Source organism: Streptosporangium sp. NPDC002607 (assembly GCF_053592655.1).
Genome location: NZ_JBSFWD010000048.1, coordinates 16,254 through 32,779, shown reverse-complemented (window position 1 = coordinate 32,779; position 16,526 = coordinate 16,254). Strand labels below are relative to the sequence as shown.

The following is a 16,526-nucleotide window of genomic DNA, read 5'->3' as shown; positions in this document are numbered from 1 at the left end:
TTCAGACGCGGTGGAGCTTGTGCTGGGCGGCCTGGGCCCGGGGGCGCATGACGAGGCGGTCGATGTTCACGTGGGCCGGCCGGGTCACGCACCAGGCGATGGCGTCGGCCACGTCGTCGGCGGTGAGCGGGCCGGGCACGCCCCGGTAGACCTCGTCGGCGGCGGCGGAGTCGCCGCGGAAGCGGTTCAGCGAGAACTCCTCGGTATGGACCAGCCCGGGGGCGATCTCGACGACCCTGACCGGCTGGCCGACCAGCTCCAGCCTGAGCACCTCGGTCATCGAGGTCTGCGCGTGCTTGGCCGCGTTGTAGCCGCCGCCGCCCTCGTACGAGACGAGCCCGGCCACCGAGGTCAGCATCACCAGCACGCCGTCGCCGGACTCGATCAGCCGGGGTAGCAGCGCCTGGGTGACGCGGAGCGTGCCGAGCACGTTGACGTCGTACATCCGCTGCCAGTCCGCGACGTCCCCGCTCGCCACGGGCTCCAGGCCGATCGCGCCACCGGCGTTGTTGATCAGCACGTCACAGCGGTCGAGCGAGGAGGCCAGCTCGTCCACCGACTCCTGCGACGTCACGTCCAGGGTGACCGCGCGGATGCCGGGCACCTCGGCGGCCAGCGCCTCCAGCCGCTCCCGGCGCCGTGCCGCGGCCACCACGTCGAAGCCCTCCGCGGCCAGCCGGCGGGCTGTCGCCTCGCCGATCCCACTGCTGGCCCCTGTCACCACAGCTGTCCTCTTCATGACCCTCCATCCTGCCAGGACCACCCCGCACGGACCCTTCTGCGGTGATGTGTCGGGAATGTTGCGGATTCTCAGGTGGTTGAGCCCACTCGGAGGTGGTGTCGGTGAGGCGACGGCGGGTCAACCGAGTCGCGACGATCAGCATGCACACGTCCCCCCTGGACCAGCCGGGAACCGGGGACGCGGGCGGTATGAACGTCTATATCGTCGAGGTGGCCAAACGCCTGGCCGAACTCGGGGTGGAGGTGGAGATCTTCACCCGGCAGACATCCCGGGACCTGCCACCGGTCGCGGAGATCGTCCCGGGCGTCTCGGTCCGCCACGTCACCGCCGGACCGTACGAGGAGCTCGACAAGGGCGACCTGCCAGGCCAGCTCTGCGCCTTCCTGTCGGGCGTGCTGCGCGCCGAGGCCATGTACGAGCCGGGCCGCTACGACGTCATCCACTCCCACTACTGGCTCTCCGGCCAGGTGGGCTGGCTGGCCAAGGAGCGCTGGGGCCTGCCGCTGGTGCACACCATGCACACCATGGCCAAGGTGAAGAACCTCCTGCTGGCCGAGGACGACAAGCCCGAGCCGACGGCCCGGGTACTGGGCGAACAGCAGGTCGTGGACGTCGCCGACCGCCTGGTGGCCAACACCCCCGCCGAGGCCAGTGATCTCGTCGAGCTGTACGGGGCGGCCCCCGCCAGGGTCGAGGTGGTCAACCCCGGCGTGAGCCTCAGAGTCTTCCAGCCCGCCTCCAAAGGCGCGGCCCGGCACAGGCTAGGGCTGCCGCAGGATGCCCACGTGCTGCTCTTCGTGGGCCGCGTGCAGCCGCTGAAGGCCCCGGACGTGCTGCTGCGCGCCGCGGCCAGGATGCTCCTCGAAGATCCCTCGCTCAGGTCGAGACTGGTCGTCGTCTGCGTCGGCGGCCCCAGCGGCAACGGCCTGGCCAGGCCCTCGTACCTCACCGACGTGGCCGTCTCGCTGGGGATCTCCGACGTGGTCAGGATCGTTCCACCGGCGCCCCAGCACGAGCTGGCCGACTGGTACCGCGCGGCCGATGTGACGGTCGTCCCCTCGCACAACGAGTCGTTCGGCCTGGTGGCCCTGGAGTCCCAGGCATGCGGCACTCCCGTCGCCGCCGCGTCCGTGGGCGGGCTGCGCACCGCGGTGCGCGACGGCGTCTCCGGGGTGCTCGTCGAGGGGCACGACCCCCATGACTGGGCGCGGGTGCTCGGCCGGTTCGTGTACGCCCCCGCCTGGCGGGAGGCGCTGTCCGCGGCCGCGGTGGCCCACGCGGCGGCCTTCGGCTGGTCGGCCACCGCGGCCAGGCTGGCGGATGTCTACGCCGGGGCGATGGCGAACCTGCACCGGGTCCCCATCGCGGTCAATTCATGAGACCCGCTCGTAGGCTGGGCCCATGCGCGAAGTGATCGAGGCGGCGCTGAAGAGCGCGGACGTCTCCTACGAGCAGCCCAGGCCGGGGGCCTTCCTGGTGAGGCTCCCCGGCCAGCACAAGCTCGCCACCATGACCTGGCTGATCGTCGGCGACCAGGCCCTGCACGTGGAGGCGTTCTTCTGCCGCCGGCCGGACGAGAACCACGCCGAGTTCTACCGCTGGCTGCTCACCAAGAACGGCTCCATGTACGGGGTGCACTTCGCCCTCGACTCGATCGGTGACGTCTACCTCGTGGGCCGGGCCCCGTTGGGGGCGATCACCGAAGAGGAGATCGACCGCCTTCTCGGGTGCGTGCTCACCTACTCCGACGAGGGGTTCGACCGCGCCCTGGAGCTGGGTTTCGCCACCTCGATCCGGCGCGAGTGGGAGTGGCGTGCCAAGCGCGGTGAGTCGCTCGCCAACCTCCAGGCATTCGCCCGCTTCGCCGATCCCGAGCGCTGAGGGGCACCGGGGGATGCCCACTAAGCTTGTCGGTATGTCGACTTTGGTGCTGCTCCGGCACGGTGAGAGTGAATGGAACGCCAAGGGTCTGTTCACCGGATGGGTGGACGCGGGACTCTCGGCCAAGGGCGAGGAGGAGGCACAGCGCGGAGGAAGGCTGCTGCTCGACGCCGGGGTGCGACCCGACGTGGTGCACACCTCGCTGCTGACCAGGGCGATCCAGACGGCCAACCTCGCACTGGGCGCCGCCGACCTGCTCTGGCTGCCGGTCTCCCGGTCCTGGCGGCTCAACGAGCGCCACTACGGCGCTCTGCAGGGCAAGGACAAGGCGCAGACGCGGGCCGAGTTCGGAGACGAGCAGTTCATGCTCTGGCGTCGCTCCTACGACGTCCCGCCGCCCGCGATCGCCGACGACGACGAGTTCTCCCAGTCCGGCGACCCCCGCTACGCGCTGCTGCCGAGCGAGCTGCTGCCCAGGACCGAGTGCCTCAAGGACGTCGTCGAGCGCATGCTGCCCTACTGGTACGACCAGATCGTGCCCGACCTCGCGGCCGGTAGGAGCGTGCTGGTCGTCGCGCACGGCAACTCGCTTCGGGCGCTGGTCAAGCACCTGGACGGGATCGGCGACGACGAGATCGCCGGGCTCAACATCCCCACCGGCATCCCGCTCCAGTACGAGCTGGACGCGGACTTCCACCCCGTCACCAGGGGCGGCCGGTACCTCGACCCCGCCGCCGCCGAGGCCGCCATCGAGGCGGTGGCCAACCAGGGCAAGTAGTCCCGGCCTCATCCGCAGGAACGTCAGGAGGGCCCGCCGGATCCGGCGGGCCCTCCTGACGTTCCGAGGGGCTGAGGAGATCGACGGGGGAGTCAGATGGCGCCGGTGTCCTGCGGCCGGGAACCCGTCACCAGATAGACCACGTCGTGCGCGACACGGACCGCGTGGTCGGCATAGCGCTCGTAGTAGCGGCCGATCAGCGTCACGTCGATGGCCGGCTCGACGCCGTACTTCCAGTCGGGAGCCATCAGGACCTTGAACAGCCTGCGGTGCAGCCTGTCCATCGCGTCGTCGTCGGCCTCCAGCTCCAGGGCGGACTCCACGTCGCGCGAGGCGATGCAGCTGCCGGTCTTGGTGATGAGGCGCTCGGCGATCTGGCCCATCTCCAGGATGGTGGCACGGATCTCCGGCGGGATCGCGGAGTCGGGATGGCGCAGCCTGGCGACCTTGGCCACATGCTCGGCGAGGTCGCCCATCCGCTCCAGGTCGGTGCCCATCCGCAGCGCCGCGATGATCATTCTGAGATCCACGGCCACCGGCTGCTGCCTGGCCATCAGGTCGAAGATCGTGGCCTCGATCTCCGCGAAGATCCGGTCGACCTCCTCGTCCTGGGAGATGACGCTCTCGGCGAGATGAAGGTCCGCGTCCAGGAGGGCTGTGGTGGCCCGCGATATCGCCGACCTCACGAGCCGGGTCATCTCGACCAGCCGTTCGGTGAGGGCGTCGAGGTCTTCGTGATAGGCGTCGCGCATGGAACTCACCGTATGAGGGGACCGGTGAACGAACCTCGACCGCAAAGTGAACTTTGCGGGAAAGGCCGCTGTCACCACCCCCGGGCCGTCCCCAACATGGAAACCCCCACCTACCATCGAAAACGTGAAGCCTACGGGAGGACCACGTGAGTGAGCTGATGGCGAGCCTGGCCGCGCTGGCCGGCTTCGTCGTGGGAGCGCTGGCCGTGATGGTCGTCCGCCAGCAGAGCCACGGACGGCGTGACGGGATGACACCGGTGGACGGCGTCGAGCCCGGCGCGCTCCCGCACGGGGTCGCCTCGGTGCTGGCCGTGCTGCCGTCCTCGGCGGTCGTGCTCGACAAGGAGGACCGGGTGCTGCGCGCCAGTTCGGCGGCGCGCGCGTTCGGCCTGGTCAAGGGAGAGCACCTGATGGCGGCCGAGCTGCTCGCGCTGGCCAGGAAGGTACGCAGGGACGGCGAGATCCGCGAGAGCGAGATCGAGGTGGCCGGCCACAAGTTCGGCCAGGAGTCGACCAACTTCGCGGTGCGGGTCGCCCCGCTCGGCTCCTACGGTCAGGTGCTGGTCCTCGCCGAGGACCAGACCGAGCACCGCCGCGTCGAGGCGGTCCGCCGCGACTTCGTGGCCAACGTGAGCCACGAGCTCAAGACGCCGGTGGGCGCGATGTCGTTGCTGGCCGAGACCATCCAGGACGCCGCCGACGACCCCGAGGCGGTCACCCGCTTCGCCGGGCGTATGCAGCATGAGGCGGCCCGGCTCACCTACCTCGTCCAGGACCTGATCACCCTCTCCCGCATCCAGGGCGCCGAGCCCATCCCCACTCCGGGCCCGGTGCTGATCGACGAGGCGGTGCACGAGGCCATCGACCGCTGTAACACCACCGCGGCGGCCAAGGACATCACCCTCGTCTCCGGCGGCGTCGAGGGCCTGCGGATATGGGGCGACGACGAGCTTCTCGTCACCGCCCTGCGCAACCTCATCGACAACGCGGTCGCCTACAGCCCCGAGCACACCCGGGTCGTGGTCAGTGCCCGCGGGGCGGGCCCCAACACCGAATACGTCGAGATCAGCGTGAGCGACCAGGGCATCGGCATCCCCGAGAGCGCCCAGGAGCGAATTTTCGAGCGGTTCTTCCGCGTCGACGCGGCACGCTCGCGCGCGACCGGTGGCACGGGCCTCGGCCTGGCCATCGTCAAGCACGTGGCCGCCGCCCACAACGGGGCGGTCACGGTGTGGAGCAAGGAAGGCTCAGGCTCCACCTTCACCCTCCGCCTGCCCGCCTTCGGCGGCATGGCGGTGGCAGTACCAGCTACCACCACGATCCCCCTGGAGGCCGCGCAGTGACTCGCGTGCTTGTCGTCGAGGACGAAGAGTCGTTCTCCGACGCTCTGTCATACATGCTGCGCAAGGAGGGCTTCGAGGTGGCCGTGGCCACCACCGGGCCGGAGGCGCTGGAGACCTTCGACCGGAACGGCGCCGACCTGGTGCTGCTCGATCTGATGCTCCCCGGCCTGCCGGGGACGGAGGTCTGCCGCTCGCTCCGCCAGCGCTCCAACGTGCCCGTCATCATGCTCACCGCCAAGGACAGCGAGATCGACAAGGTGGTCGGGCTGGAGCTCGGCGCCGACGACTACGTCACCAAGCCCTTCTCCTCCAGAGAGCTGGTGGCCCGCATCCGCGCGGTGCTGCGCCGCCAGGGCGATGTGGAGGAGCTGGAGTCGGCGGTGCTGGCCGCCGGTCCGGTCCGGATGGACGTGGACCGCCACATCGTCGCCGTGCGGGGCGAGCCGGTGCAGCTGCCCCTGAAGGAGTTCGAGCTGCTGGAGGTGCTGCTGCGCAACGCCGGGCGGGTGCTCACCCGGGGCCAGCTCATCGACCGGGTCTGGGGTGCCGACTACGTGGGCGACACCAAGACCCTGGACGTGCACGTCAAGCGGCTACGGGCCAAGGTCGAGTCAGACCCGTCCAACCCGCGCTGCATCCTCACGGTCCGGGGCCTGGGCTACAAGTTCGACCCCGCGGAGGCCTGAGCCTTCGCACGCGCCTCCGGACGGTCCGAGGGGTCGTACGGCGTGCCCGCGCCGTACGGCCCCTCGGCGTGTCCGGAGGCGGTCACCGGGGGCCGGGCCTTGTCCGATGACCGGCTCCCGGGGATTCGGATCTCCCGGGAGCCGTGGTCGCCCGGCGGCCTCCCGCATGTTGAGGCCGACGGGAGTGGTCAGTGGCCGTGCCCCTGCCCGTCCTCGGTGGAGGCGGAGGGGGTGGGGGTCGGCGTGGGAGCCGCGGAGGCGCCGGGAACCTGCGGGTAGGCGGTGAACTCGCGGCTGCGGGTGATGACCGGGATCGTGAGCTGCACGACCCCCGCGTTGGCGAACTGCAGCTGCACCGGGATGGACTCGCCGCCCCTGAGGGGCTTCTTCAGCCCCTCGATCAGGATCGTGGGTGTCGGCTTGCCGACGTTCACCCGCTGGTTCTGGGGGAGCGGTACGGGCGCGCTCACCTTCGCCGTGCCGAGGGCCGGGTCGACGCCGAGGCCGACGAGCTGGTCGGGGCCGTTGGTGTTGACCAGGGACAGGTAGAGCGGCGTGGCCGTCCCAGCCGGTAGCGTCCCGCCGGAGTCGGGGCCGAGGAAGAAGGCCTGGGAGATGTCGATGCCCTTTGTCTTGACCGACAGGGCCTCGGTCGGCGAGTAGGGCTTGTTGGTGATCGCGTCGGATCCGGCGCCACAGCCGGCCAGAGTCAGGGCGGCTGCGAGGAACGCGGCGGCGGCGATCGCCCGGTGACGGCTGTTGCGGGTCACGGTGCGAGTTCTCCTTGTCACGCATGAGGTAGGGCAAGGCCAACCCTATCGGCGACGTTTACCGGCTTCCGCCTCGCCCTGCCTGATCATTCGGAGGTGGGGAACGCAGGTCATAAGTGCTTTTTGCCCCCTTGATTCACACACTTGAGCACTTGTCAAGTCATAAGACGCGGCTTTGACCTGCAGTTATGGTGATTTCACTGTTCCGGGAGGCTGTGGATACGTGGTACTCTTGAGTACAGCGGAAGGGGTACTTGTCACATGACTTTCCAGGTCGGCGACACTGTCGTCTACCCCCACCATGGGGCTGCTCGGATCGAGGCGATCACGACCCGGACCATCAAAGGTGAGGAAAGGACCTACCTGGTTCTTAAGGTCGACAAGGGCGACCTTACCGTCCAGGTGCCGGCTGATAACGCCGAACTCGTGGGTGTTCGCGACGTAGTCGGACAAGAGGGCCTTGAGCGCGTTTTCGACGTGCTTCGAATGCCTCACACCGAAGAGCCCACGAACTGGTCCCGCCGCTACAAGGCGAACCTTGAGAAGTTGGCGTCCGGTGATGTCAACAAGGTCGCCGAGGTCGTTCGCGACCTGTGGCGACGAGACAGGGAGCGCGGGCTTTCCGCGGGAGAGAAGCGAATGCTGGCCAAGGCCAGGCAGATCCTCGTCAGCGAGCTCGCGCTCGCGGAAAAGACCAATGAGGACAAGGCCGAGGCCCTGCTGGACGAGGTTCTCAACTCCTGAACAAGACATTTCCACGGGTGGGCGTCGGAGTCGACGTCCACCCGTTCGCTTCCGGCCGCGAGCTCCATCTCGCCGGCCTGCACTGGCCCGGGGAGACCGGCCTGGCCGGGCACTCCGACGGTGATGCCGCGGCTCACGCGGCCTGTGACGCTCTGCTGTCCGCGGCCGGTCTCGGCGACCTCGGGGGCCTGTTCGGCACGTCCGATCCCCGCTGGGCCGGTGCCTCGGGTGCCGCCCTGCTGGAGGAGACCGCTCGCCAGGTGCGGGCCGCGGGCTTCGAGATCGGCAACGTGGCCGTCCAGGTGATCGGTAACCGGCCCAAGATGGCCCCCCGTCGCGTCGAGGCCGAGAAGGCCCTCAGCGCGGCCGTGGGCGCTCCCGTGAGCGTCAGCGCCACCACGACCGACGGGCTGGGCCTCACCGGCCGAGGCGAGGGCGTCGCGGCCATCGCGACCGCGATCGTGGTGAACCTCTAGCGGTTGTCGGACGTCTTCTCATGCGGAACGTGGAAACGTTCCGGCGGGCGGCGCGGAATGCCCGTCAGTCCACATCGAGGCGGTGGCCCGTTTCCTGGCGCGGTACGGGCCACCCCTTTTTGGGATGATCTATGAATGCGCTGGGTAACTCCCTGATGACTGTGTCTCGTGACAGGGGGAGCCGGACATGATCGGATCGATTGTCTCCGCAATCATCATCGGCGCCATCATCGGCGCGCTGGCACGCCTCATTCTTCCCGGGCGCCAGAACCTGAGCATCGGCCTGACGCTCATCGTCGGCATCATCGCGGCGCTTATCGGCACCGCCATCGCCGCATCGGTCGGCCTGACCAACACGCGGGGGATCAATTGGTGGGAGCACCTCATCCAGCTCGCGCTCGCCGTGATCGGAGTGCTACTCGTCGTTCAGATGCAGGCGAGGAAGTCGCACTGACCGAATTTTTACCGTTTACAGGAATATCCATGGCATAGGGGGTAGCCACCTCCCTGTGAGAGTGAAGGTCTCACCCTCACTGGGAGGTTGAAATGACTATTGAGTCCATTCTTGGAGCAATCGTCATCGGCGCTGTCATCGGTGCCATCGGTCGTCTGCTGCTTCCCGGTAGGCAGGCGATCGGATGGATTCTGACCATCGTCGTCGGCATTGTCGCGGCGCTCATCGGCACCGCCATCGCCCAGGTTCTCGGCGTCGCCACCACGGACGGGATCGACTGGATCGAACTCGTCATGCAGGTGGGTCTGGCCATCGTCGGTGTCGGCCTGGTCGCCGGTCTCAAGCGCTCCAGGGTCTGACGAACGGCCTCTGGTGGACAGCGTCTAGCGGACGGCGGGGCGGACCACTCCGGTGACCTCGCCGAGGTTCAGCTGACCCCCCTCCGGGCCGGAGGTGCTCGCGGTGACGCGCACGATGTCGCCGTCCTCCAGGAAGACCCGTTCGGTTCCGTCCGGCATGCCGAGCGGGTCTCGGCCGTTCCAGGTCAGTTCGAGCAGCGTGCCGAACTGGCTTCTGGCCGATCCTGACACCGGCCCGGAGGTGAGCAGATCGCCGGTCCGCAGCGGGGCGCCGCTCACACCCGTGTGAGCGAATAGCTGCGGGCCGGTCCAATACTGGGTGGCGAACGGCGGTTCCGACAGGAGCCGGCCGTTCAACTCGACCCGCAGGGTGAGGTTCAGGCCCCACTGCCGCCTGGCCAGCAGATAGGGCGGCGGAGGTGGGTCCTGGGCGGGCGGCACCACCCGGGCCGGCTCCAGCGCCGCGAGCGGGACCACCCACGGAGAGATCGAGGTGGCGAACCGTCCGAGAAACGGCCCGAGCGGTGTGCTCTCCCAGGCGATGATGTCCTGGGCCCGCCAGCTGTTGACCACCACCACCCCGAAGACGTGGTCCTCGAACGCCTGGGTTCCCAGCGCGTGCGGCGGGGTTGAGGGGACGCCGACCACGTAGCCGATCTCGGCGGAGAAATCCAGCTGAGTGGACGGCCCGAATACCGGGTCAGCTCCTCCCAGGCCCCGGAGCTGACCCGACGGGCGCACGACCGGAGTGCCGGAGACCACCACGCTCGACGCCCTGCCGTACTGCCCGATGGGCATCCGCGGCCAGTTGCGCGGCAGCGGATCGCCGGGCGGCCGGAACATCCGGCCCAGGTTCGTCTCGTGCTCGATGGACGACTGGAAGCGGATCAGGTCCGCCACGTGGAACGGCAGGTGCATCAGCACCTCGACCATCGGGATGAGCGCGGGCATCACCGCCGGGCGGCATGACGGCTCGGTGAGCAGATGGATCAACCGCTCCCTGACCTCCTGCCAGATCCGCGGTCCCGCGGACAGAAACGCGTTGAGGGTGCCGGAGGCGAACCAGTGTGAGCCCCTCAGCACCCCGGTCTCCGCCAGCAGGCCCAGATCCAGTACCTGGTCGCCGATCGCCACGCCGACACGGGGGAACTCGCCGCGGCGCGAGAAAACCCCGAAGGGCAGGTTCCGCACCGGAAAGCCGCTGTCATCGGAGGCCTTCACCCAGCACTTCGTCACGCCGGCTTCGTTCCCCGGATCCGGTCAGGGGGGCATGCGGGCGTGGTCAAGCTTTCGTCCCTCACTCGCCGGGCGGGACGGGCGTGCTGCGCATCCGCCCGGAGGGAGGGGCCGCGGTGCCGTCCTCCTGGTTTGCCTGGGCCTCCTCCCCGGCCTCGGCGGCCTCGGCGCCGTGCGCGGGGTCGGGCGAGCCGCCCGCTCTCCTGCCCGCGGCATCCGCCTTCGCCGCCGCCTCGGTGACCTCCGTCGCCGTCCCGCCGGGCGTGACGTTCGCCGTCCGATCCTTCACGGCGAGGATCGGCTGGGTGTCGGCGTCGCGCTCGCTCACCTCGTCCGTGTCGGGTCGAGCCGTGCCGGGTGGGCCGGCCTCGGCCGTATCGGCCTCGCTCGTCCGGGACTCCCGCTCCCGGGGGAGGCCGGCGTCGGTGTCCCAGGTCTCCACCCGCTCGCTGACCCTGCTCTCGCCTCCCGGCTCCTCCTCGGTCGCTCGCAGGCCGGGACGGGGCGGGTGGACGAGCAGATCGCCCTGGCGGGGCCGGACCAGGTCACCCCAGCGCATCGGCTTTCCCTGCCGGGGAGCCGCGGCCCTCCGCGGGGGCGGGGGGCCCTGCGGAAGGTCGGCGACCTCGGGGGTCTCCGGCGCCGCGGTGGGGCCGACCACAGGCTCTCCCGCCGGGAGATCGTGGTGCGGGACCGTCTCCAGCGGAGGGGCGGCGTGCGGATCGAGCATGATCTCGGCCGCGGGGTGGTGCACCAACTGCCCGGGGTGGCCAGGCCCCTGCCGGCGCTCCTCGCGGTCCGGCGCGCCCGGATGCTCCGAGGACGGCCGGCCCGCCTCGGGGAACGGCACGATGTCGTGCTCAGAGGCGAGCCGGCCGGCCAGGCTCGCGTCGGTCGCGGCACGCCTGGCGGCGGCGTGCTTGATCAGCAGGAGCCAGAGCCAGAGGGCCAGGATCAGCATCACCCAGGGGGCGACGGCGACCACGACGGCCGCCCGTTGCTCGTCCACCGCCATCCGCATGGCGGTGGCCACCTCGGCGGCGGCCGCGCCGGCGAACAGCAGCGTCAGGACCACCCCCGCCTGCAGCCGTACCGGCCACCACCCGCCCCTCAGCAGCAGCACGCCGATCATCGCGACGACGAGCAGTGCGTCGAAGGCGGCGGGGTAGAGATACGCGAGGTCGGCGGGCGCCCTGCCCGCCAGGGCGAGGGCGCGCAGGTCCTCGAAGGAGAGCACGCAGGCCGCGGCGGTGAGGGCGGCCACGCCGACTCCGGCGACGGCGATCCCGGCACGGCGCAGGGCGAGGACTGTCCTGCTCGGTTCGGCGGCGGCGGTCAGGGGCGGGGACGGGCGGGAGAGCGGGTCTGCCGCCGCGGGGGATTTGGCGTCCATGGCTCTTCGAGCCTACAGAATCGACACCCGGCATGATCGTCCGTATCGCTTCCGGGTATGTCTTCTACCCGGTGCTCTTTCACGGACTGGCTGGGGGACATTCGCCGCTAATGGTCAGAAAATCCTCTAGTGGGTGTCTTCAACGTACCGCAACCTGGCTTGTGAGGGGAGGTGAGGTATTAGCCTTGCCCTCGTGAGCCTGCAGCTATACGACACCAGCGTACGCACCGTCCGCGAATTCGTCCCGGTCGAACCCGGCCGGGCCTCGATCTACCTGTGTGGTGCCACCGTGCAGGCTCCCCCGCACATCGGGCACATCCGCTCGGGCGTCAACTTCGACGTGCTCCGCCGCTGGATGATCAGGTCGGGCTACGAGGTGACCTTCTGCCGCAACGTCACCGACATCGATGACAAGATCATCAGGGTCGCGGCGGCGGAGAACGTGCCGTGGTTCGCCGTCGCCGAGCGTAACCAGAGGGCCTTCACCTGGGCCTACGAGGTGCTGGGTTGCCTGCCCCCGACCGTTGAGCCACGGGCCACCGGCCATGTGCCCGAGATGATCGAGCTGATGGACCGGCTGATCGCCGCCGGCCACGCCTATGCCTCCGGTGGCGACGTCTACTTCGACGTCATGTCCTACGCCGACCGGTACGGATCGCTCTCCAACCAGAAGCTTCAGAACATGCGGGCCGCGGGTGACACCGAGACCGACTCCTGCAAGCGCGACCCGCGTGACTTCGCGCTCTGGAAGGGCGAGAAGCCCGGCGAGCCGACCTGGCCGACCCCGTGGGGCCGAGGCCGCCCCGGCTGGCACCTGGAGTGCTCGGCCATGGCGACGAAGTATCTCGGCTCGACCTTCGACATCCACGGTGGTGGCGTCGACCTGATCTTCCCGCACCACGAGAACGAGCTGACCCAGTCCCAGGCGGCCGGCGACGGCTTCGCCCGCTACTGGATGCACAACGGCATGCTCAAGATCGGCGCGGAGAAGATGAGCAAGTCGCTCGGTAACTCCCTGCTGATCCCCGAGGTCACCAAGAAGGTCCGCCCGGTCGAGCTCCGCTACTACCTGGCGGCCCCGCACTACCGTTCCTCGATCGAATACTCCGAGGAGGCGCTCTTCGAGGCCGCCACGGCCTACCAGCGCATCGAGGGCTTCGTCACCCGCGCGGCCGAGGTCATCCACGACGTCGACGCGCACGCGCCGCTCCCGGTGGCCTTCTCCGAGGCTCTCGACGACGACCTGGGCACCCCCCAGGCGCTCGCCGTGGTGCACGAGGTGGTCCGCGAGGGCAACGTCGCGCTGGCCCAGGGCAACAAGGAGCAGGTCGCCAGGCTGCTCGCCGAGACGCAGAACATGCTCGACGTCCTCGGCCTCGACCCGCGCTCGGAGCAGTGGCGCTCCACGGGCGGCGAGACCGGCATGCGGGCGACCGTCGACGCGCTGGTCGCCGTCGCCCTGGAGCAGCGGCAGGCGGCGCGGGCTCGCAGGGACTTCTCGGCGGCCGACGGCATCCGTGACCAGCTTTCCCGGGCCGGGATCCACGTCGAGGACACCCCCCAGGGCACTCGCTGGGAACTCTCGCGGTAAAACCAGGCCGTACGCTATAGACCATGGCTGGTGGGGGTAAAGGGTCCGGGCGACCCGCGAAGAAGAAGAGTCCGACCAAGGGCACCGGCGGCAACGTCCGCCGAGGCCTGGAGGGCAGGGGGGCCACCCCGCCGGCGCACATGCGGCACTGGCACAAGGACAAGGCGCGCGCCGAGCGGATCGAGCGCGAGGAGAAGACCGGCAGGTCCGCCTCCCCGCGTGCCTCGGCTCGTCCGAGGCGGAGCGACGACGCGCCCGAGCACATCGGCGGGCGCAACCCCGTGGTCGAGGCGCTGCGGGCCGGAGTCCCGGCCAGCACGCTCTACGTGGCCCTGCGCATCGACAACGACGACCGGGTCAAGGAGGCGGTCCGCATCGCCGCCGACCGCGGCATCGCGATGCTGGAGGTCGGGCGGGAGAAGCTGGACCGACTCACCGAGGGGGGGATCCACCAGGGCATCGCCCTGCAGATCCCGGCGTACGACTACGCCCACCCCGACGATCTGGTCCGGATCGCCCGGGACGCCGCGGAGGTGCCGCTGATCGTCGCCCTCGACGGGGTCACCGACCCTCGCAACCTGGGGGCCATCGCCCGCTCGGCCACCGCCTTCGGCGCCCACGGCCTGGTCGTCCCCTCCCGCCGCTCGGCCGGTGTCACCGGTGGTGCCTGGAAGACCTCGGCGGGCACGCTGGCCACCCTGACGGTCGCCCGCGCCGCCAACCTCACCGCCACCCTGCGGGAGTACCGGGAGGCGGGCCTGTTCGTGATCGGCCTGGACGGCGAGGGCAAGGTCGACATCGGCGAGGCCAACCTCCTCGACGGCCCGCTGGTCGTCGTCGTGGGCTCCGAGGGCAAGGGCCTGTCCCGCCTGGTCCGCGAGTCCTGCGACCTGGTCGTCCGCATTCCGATGCACGCCGCGGCCGAGTCCCTCAACGCGGGCGTCGCCGCCGGCATCGCCCTTTACGAGGTCGCCCGCAAGCGTCGTTCCTAACGGTTCGCAATCGTCGCGGCATACCTCGGTGACGTGTGAGGCTCGAGCCGACTACAATCGTCTGGCGACCATGCCGACGTAGCTCAATCGGCAGAGCAACAGTCTTGTAAACTGTAGGTCAGGGGTTCGATTCCCCTCGTCGGCTCGTAACAAAGGGCCAGGTCAACCGGAACACGGTGACCTGGCCCTTTGATCGTTAAGCGGACTTTTTGCCCTTTCGTGCCACCCGCGTGCCACTGGCCTTTTTCGTGGCCGTCTTCCGTGCCACCTTGAGCGCCTTGCCCAGAGCCTCCGCGATGGCCCTGTCACGGTCCTGACTGGCGTGCTGGTAGATCAGCGCCGCCCGCGTGGAGGAGTGCCCCATGCGGGACATCAGCTCTTTGAGACTCGCCCCGCTGGAAGCGGCCAGGGTGTTGCCGACGTGCCGGAGATCGTGGAAATGGAGATCGGGGAGCCCGGCAGCCGCACGGACCCTGTTCCACGTCCGGCGAAATCCCGAGTGCTTCAATGGGCCGCCATTGGGACCGGTGAAGACGCGCCCGTTCTCCTCCGGCTCCGCGAACATCTCCAGGTGTACCCGCAGGTCCGGAATGATCTCCGGGGGAATGGACACCATCCGCCGACCGGCCCGCGACTTGGGCGTCTCCTCCAGCACCTTGCCACCGCCGATCTCGACCAGCGCACCGGCGACCCGAAGCACTCCCTGATCAAGGTCAAGGTGAGTACGGCGGAGCCCGGCCAACTCACTCCATCGCAGGCTCGCGAAGGTGCCCAGCAGCACGAGCGCCCGGTAACGGTCGGGAACCGTCGTCACGATCTCCACGACCTTGGTCAGCGGGATCATCTCCCGTTCCGGAGTGCTCGGCATCCCGGCGCCCTTGATCCGGCACGGGTTACGGCGGATCAGCTCATCCTCCACAGCCGTGCCCATGATCGACTTGAGGAGCTGGTACGCCTTGGCCACGGTGGACTGCCCGACGACGCCGAGCCGTTCCTTGCGCCAGCGCCGTACGTCGGCCTCTTTGATGTCGGAGAGGTAGCAATTGCCGAAAGTCGGTACGAGATGGTTCTTGAGCAGGCCCCGGTAAAGCACTTCCGTCCGGTGCTTGAGCACACGATCATCTATCCACTCGGTAGCGAAGGTGCCGAAACGGATCTTTCCAGTGTCGGGGGCGGTCCAGTCCTTCCGAAGGATCTCCGACTCTCTGAGAACGAGCCAGTTGTCCGCATCGGTCTTGTTGCCGAAGGTCTCGGGGGCGGTGTAGGACACGCCGTCAGGCCCCTTGTAGCGCGCCTGGAAGCGCCCAGAGGGGAGCTTACGGATGTTGCCGAACTTACGGCGCTCTGCCATCAGGCAGCCCTCCTGCGGCGTGTGGTGGTGATCGGTTCGACCAGCCCGGCAGCGATGAACGCATCAAGGGCCGCTTCGGGGATACGGACGTTTCGCCCCACGTGAACGAAGGCGATGCGGCGTTCTTCGATCAGGCGCCGGGGGAAACGGGGTGTGGTGTTGAGCCGTTCGGCGGCCTCTTCCACGGTGAGCAACCGGCCCCGTGCCAGCTCGGGGAGGAGCGAGACGGGCTCTTGCCTGGCCTTTCTGGTCACGCAGCCACCTCCAGAGCTGGAGTTGCCGAAAGAGCTGGAACAGGGGTGCCGTCTGCTCTGGCTTGGAGTTCGGCTAGGCGTGCTTTGGCGCGGTGGCGGTCGGCGACCCCGCGTAGCAGTCGTTTGGCCAGTGGGGTGCGGTTGGGGTCGTTGGTCGAGACCGGCCGCCAGACGTAGCGGTGCGGGTCGGTATTGGTGTCGTCGGGCAGGCCGAGCAGGTCGAGCACCCAGGCCCGGCGGTCGGCCTTGTGCTCCCGGAGAGTCTTGTTGGACCACTTACGCGAGACCAGGACGCGACGGCCCGCGTACCCGAGGTGTTCGGCCTTGTGCGCCTTGCCTTTGCACCGGCCCGGCAGCATCCCGGCTTTGGCTCCCTTGGGCTGAATCCCATAGCGGAGCCAGTTGGGGCAGGTCGGCGAGCAGGGTTCGTAGCGGAGCGCTTCGACCATCCGAACGGCGTGGTCACGACGGGCGAGGTCGTTGGTGGTGGGGTCGTCGGGGTCGAGGGTGTCGCCGAGGTTCTTGGTCAGGTACTTGGTGAGGTAGCCGATGCGCTTGTGTGCGTCCGGTGATCCGGCGACGATGCCCTGAACATCGACCTGAGAACCGAAGCGCACCACGTGCAGGGGTTCGGCCGTCTCGTCCTGGTCGAGCTGGTCGAGTGCCTCGTCCCAGGTGGGCAGCAGTTCCCCGGTTGCGGGGTCGAGGTAGTCGCCGCTTTGGC

The 16,526-nt window shown here is 69.2% G+C and carries 19 protein-coding genes and 1 tRNA gene; 12 read left to right on the top strand and 8 right to left on the bottom strand.

The window, feature by feature from the left end:
- Window position 1 precedes the first annotated feature (1 nt).
- Window positions 2-739 carry an SDR family oxidoreductase gene (locus tag ACWD3H_RS37335; RefSeq protein WP_451958354.1) on the bottom strand — a complete coding sequence of 246 codons (738 nt, stop codon included), beginning with the start codon at window positions 737-739 and terminating at the stop codon, window positions 2-4.
- 98 nt (window positions 740-837) lie between these two features.
- On the opposite strand from ACWD3H_RS37335, the gene mshA reads away from it, so the two are divergent.
- Genes mshA through ACWD3H_RS37320 form a run of 3 tightly spaced genes read left to right on the top strand, consistent with a single transcriptional unit; the run spans window position 838 to window position 3,401 of the window.
- A complete protein-coding gene (gene mshA / locus ACWD3H_RS37330) occupies window positions 838-2,121 on the top strand; it encodes a D-inositol-3-phosphate glycosyltransferase (RefSeq protein ID WP_355561126.1) in 1,284 nt (427 codons plus the stop codon).
- Window positions 2,122-2,143: 22 nt separating this feature from the next.
- A complete protein-coding gene (locus ACWD3H_RS37325) occupies window positions 2,144-2,623 on the top strand; it encodes a type III secretion system chaperone family protein (RefSeq protein ID WP_355561123.1) in 480 nt (159 codons plus the stop codon).
- 34 nt (window positions 2,624-2,657) lie between these two features.
- Window positions 2,658-3,401: a phosphoglyceromutase gene (locus ACWD3H_RS37320; protein WP_451958353.1), complete on the top strand. Its 744-nt coding sequence runs from the start codon at window positions 2,658-2,660 to the stop codon at window positions 3,399-3,401.
- Window positions 3,402-3,493: 92 nt separating this feature from the next.
- Here the strand turns inward: ACWD3H_RS37320 and phoU are convergent, their stop codons facing one another.
- Entirely contained in the window at window positions 3,494-4,153 is a 660-nt protein-coding gene (gene phoU / locus ACWD3H_RS37315) for a phosphate signaling complex protein PhoU (RefSeq protein ID WP_451958352.1), read from the bottom strand.
- 158 nt (window positions 4,154-4,311) lie between these two features.
- Here phoU and ACWD3H_RS37310 point away from each other — a divergent pair, with 158 nt between their 5' ends.
- Both ACWD3H_RS37310 and ACWD3H_RS37305 read left to right on the top strand, forming a co-directional pair.
- Entirely contained in the window at window positions 4,312-5,496 is a 1,185-nt protein-coding gene (locus ACWD3H_RS37310) for a sensor histidine kinase (RefSeq protein ID WP_355561158.1), read from the top strand.
- Complete coding sequence (locus ACWD3H_RS37305; RefSeq protein WP_343968494.1) at window positions 5,493-6,182, top strand: response regulator transcription factor; 690 nt, start codon at window positions 5,493-5,495, stop codon at window positions 6,180-6,182. Before ACWD3H_RS37310 ends, ACWD3H_RS37305 begins: the two co-directional genes overlap by 4 nt.
- A gap of 188 nt (window positions 6,183-6,370) precedes the next feature.
- Here the strand turns inward: ACWD3H_RS37305 and ACWD3H_RS37300 are convergent, their stop codons facing one another.
- A complete protein-coding gene (locus tag ACWD3H_RS37300; protein WP_350911246.1) occupies window positions 6,371-6,952 on the bottom strand; it encodes a copper chaperone PCu(A)C in 582 nt (193 codons plus the stop codon).
- 261 nt (window positions 6,953-7,213) lie between these two features.
- Between ACWD3H_RS37300 and ACWD3H_RS37295 the strand changes: the two genes are divergently transcribed.
- From ACWD3H_RS37295 to ACWD3H_RS37280, 4 genes are all read left to right on the top strand, one after another.
- Window positions 7,214-7,696, top strand: coding sequence for a CarD family transcriptional regulator (locus ACWD3H_RS37295; protein WP_030924410.1), 483 nt, complete (start codon window positions 7,214-7,216; stop codon window positions 7,694-7,696).
- Window positions 7,697-7,713: 17 nt separating this feature from the next.
- Window positions 7,714-8,172 (top strand): 2-C-methyl-D-erythritol 2,4-cyclodiphosphate synthase, encoded by a 459-nt coding sequence (gene ispF, locus ACWD3H_RS37290; protein WP_030924407.1) that lies wholly within the window; start codon window positions 7,714-7,716, stop codon window positions 8,170-8,172.
- Between the two features lie 187 nt (window positions 8,173-8,359).
- The gene (locus ACWD3H_RS37285) at window positions 8,360-8,626 is read left to right on the top strand and encodes a GlsB/YeaQ/YmgE family stress response membrane protein (protein WP_355561110.1); all 267 of its coding nucleotides are present in this window, start codon (window positions 8,360-8,362) and stop codon (window positions 8,624-8,626) included.
- 92 nt (window positions 8,627-8,718) lie between these two features.
- A complete protein-coding gene (locus ACWD3H_RS37280; protein WP_355561107.1) occupies window positions 8,719-8,985 on the top strand; it encodes a GlsB/YeaQ/YmgE family stress response membrane protein in 267 nt (88 codons plus the stop codon).
- Between the two features lie 24 nt (window positions 8,986-9,009).
- On the opposite strand, the gene ACWD3H_RS37275 is transcribed toward ACWD3H_RS37280, so the two are convergent.
- Window positions 9,010-10,206, bottom strand: coding sequence for a fumarylacetoacetate hydrolase family protein (locus ACWD3H_RS37275; protein ID WP_451958351.1), 1,197 nt, complete (start codon window positions 10,204-10,206; stop codon window positions 9,010-9,012).
- A gap of 76 nt (window positions 10,207-10,282) precedes the next feature.
- Window positions 10,283-11,614, bottom strand: a complete 1,332-nt coding sequence (locus tag ACWD3H_RS37270; RefSeq protein WP_451958350.1) for a hypothetical protein — start codon at window positions 11,612-11,614, stop codon at window positions 10,283-10,285.
- 193 nt (window positions 11,615-11,807) lie between these two features.
- Between ACWD3H_RS37270 and cysS the strand changes: the two genes are divergently transcribed.
- From cysS to ACWD3H_RS37255, 3 genes are all read left to right on the top strand, one after another.
- A complete protein-coding gene (cysS, locus tag ACWD3H_RS37265; protein WP_355561098.1) occupies window positions 11,808-13,205 on the top strand; it encodes a cysteine--tRNA ligase in 1,398 nt (465 codons plus the stop codon).
- 23 nt (window positions 13,206-13,228) lie between these two features.
- The gene (gene rlmB, locus ACWD3H_RS37260; RefSeq protein WP_355561095.1) at window positions 13,229-14,197 is read left to right on the top strand and encodes a 23S rRNA (guanosine(2251)-2'-O)-methyltransferase RlmB; all 969 of its coding nucleotides are present in this window, start codon (window positions 13,229-13,231) and stop codon (window positions 14,195-14,197) included.
- A gap of 72 nt (window positions 14,198-14,269) precedes the next feature.
- A tRNA-Thr gene (locus tag ACWD3H_RS37255) sits at window positions 14,270-14,342 on the top strand.
- A gap of 51 nt (window positions 14,343-14,393) precedes the next feature.
- On the opposite strand, the gene ACWD3H_RS37250 is transcribed toward ACWD3H_RS37255, so the two are convergent.
- The 3 genes from ACWD3H_RS37250 to ACWD3H_RS37240 are packed head-to-tail and all read right to left on the bottom strand — an operon-like array spanning window position 14,394 to window position 16,485.
- A complete protein-coding gene (locus tag ACWD3H_RS37250) occupies window positions 14,394-15,548 on the bottom strand; it encodes a tyrosine-type recombinase/integrase (RefSeq protein ID WP_451958349.1) in 1,155 nt (384 codons plus the stop codon).
- Window positions 15,548-15,802 (bottom strand): excisionase family DNA-binding protein, encoded by a 255-nt coding sequence (locus ACWD3H_RS37245; RefSeq protein ID WP_399531954.1) that lies wholly within the window; start codon window positions 15,800-15,802, stop codon window positions 15,548-15,550. The genes ACWD3H_RS37250 and ACWD3H_RS37245 overlap by 1 nt, the downstream gene beginning before the upstream one ends.
- Window positions 15,799-16,485 carry a replication initiator gene (locus tag ACWD3H_RS37240; protein WP_451958373.1) on the bottom strand — a complete coding sequence of 229 codons (687 nt, stop codon included), beginning with the start codon at window positions 16,483-16,485 and terminating at the stop codon, window positions 15,799-15,801. The genes ACWD3H_RS37245 and ACWD3H_RS37240 overlap by 4 nt, the downstream gene beginning before the upstream one ends.
- Window positions 16,486-16,526 lie beyond the last annotated feature (41 nt).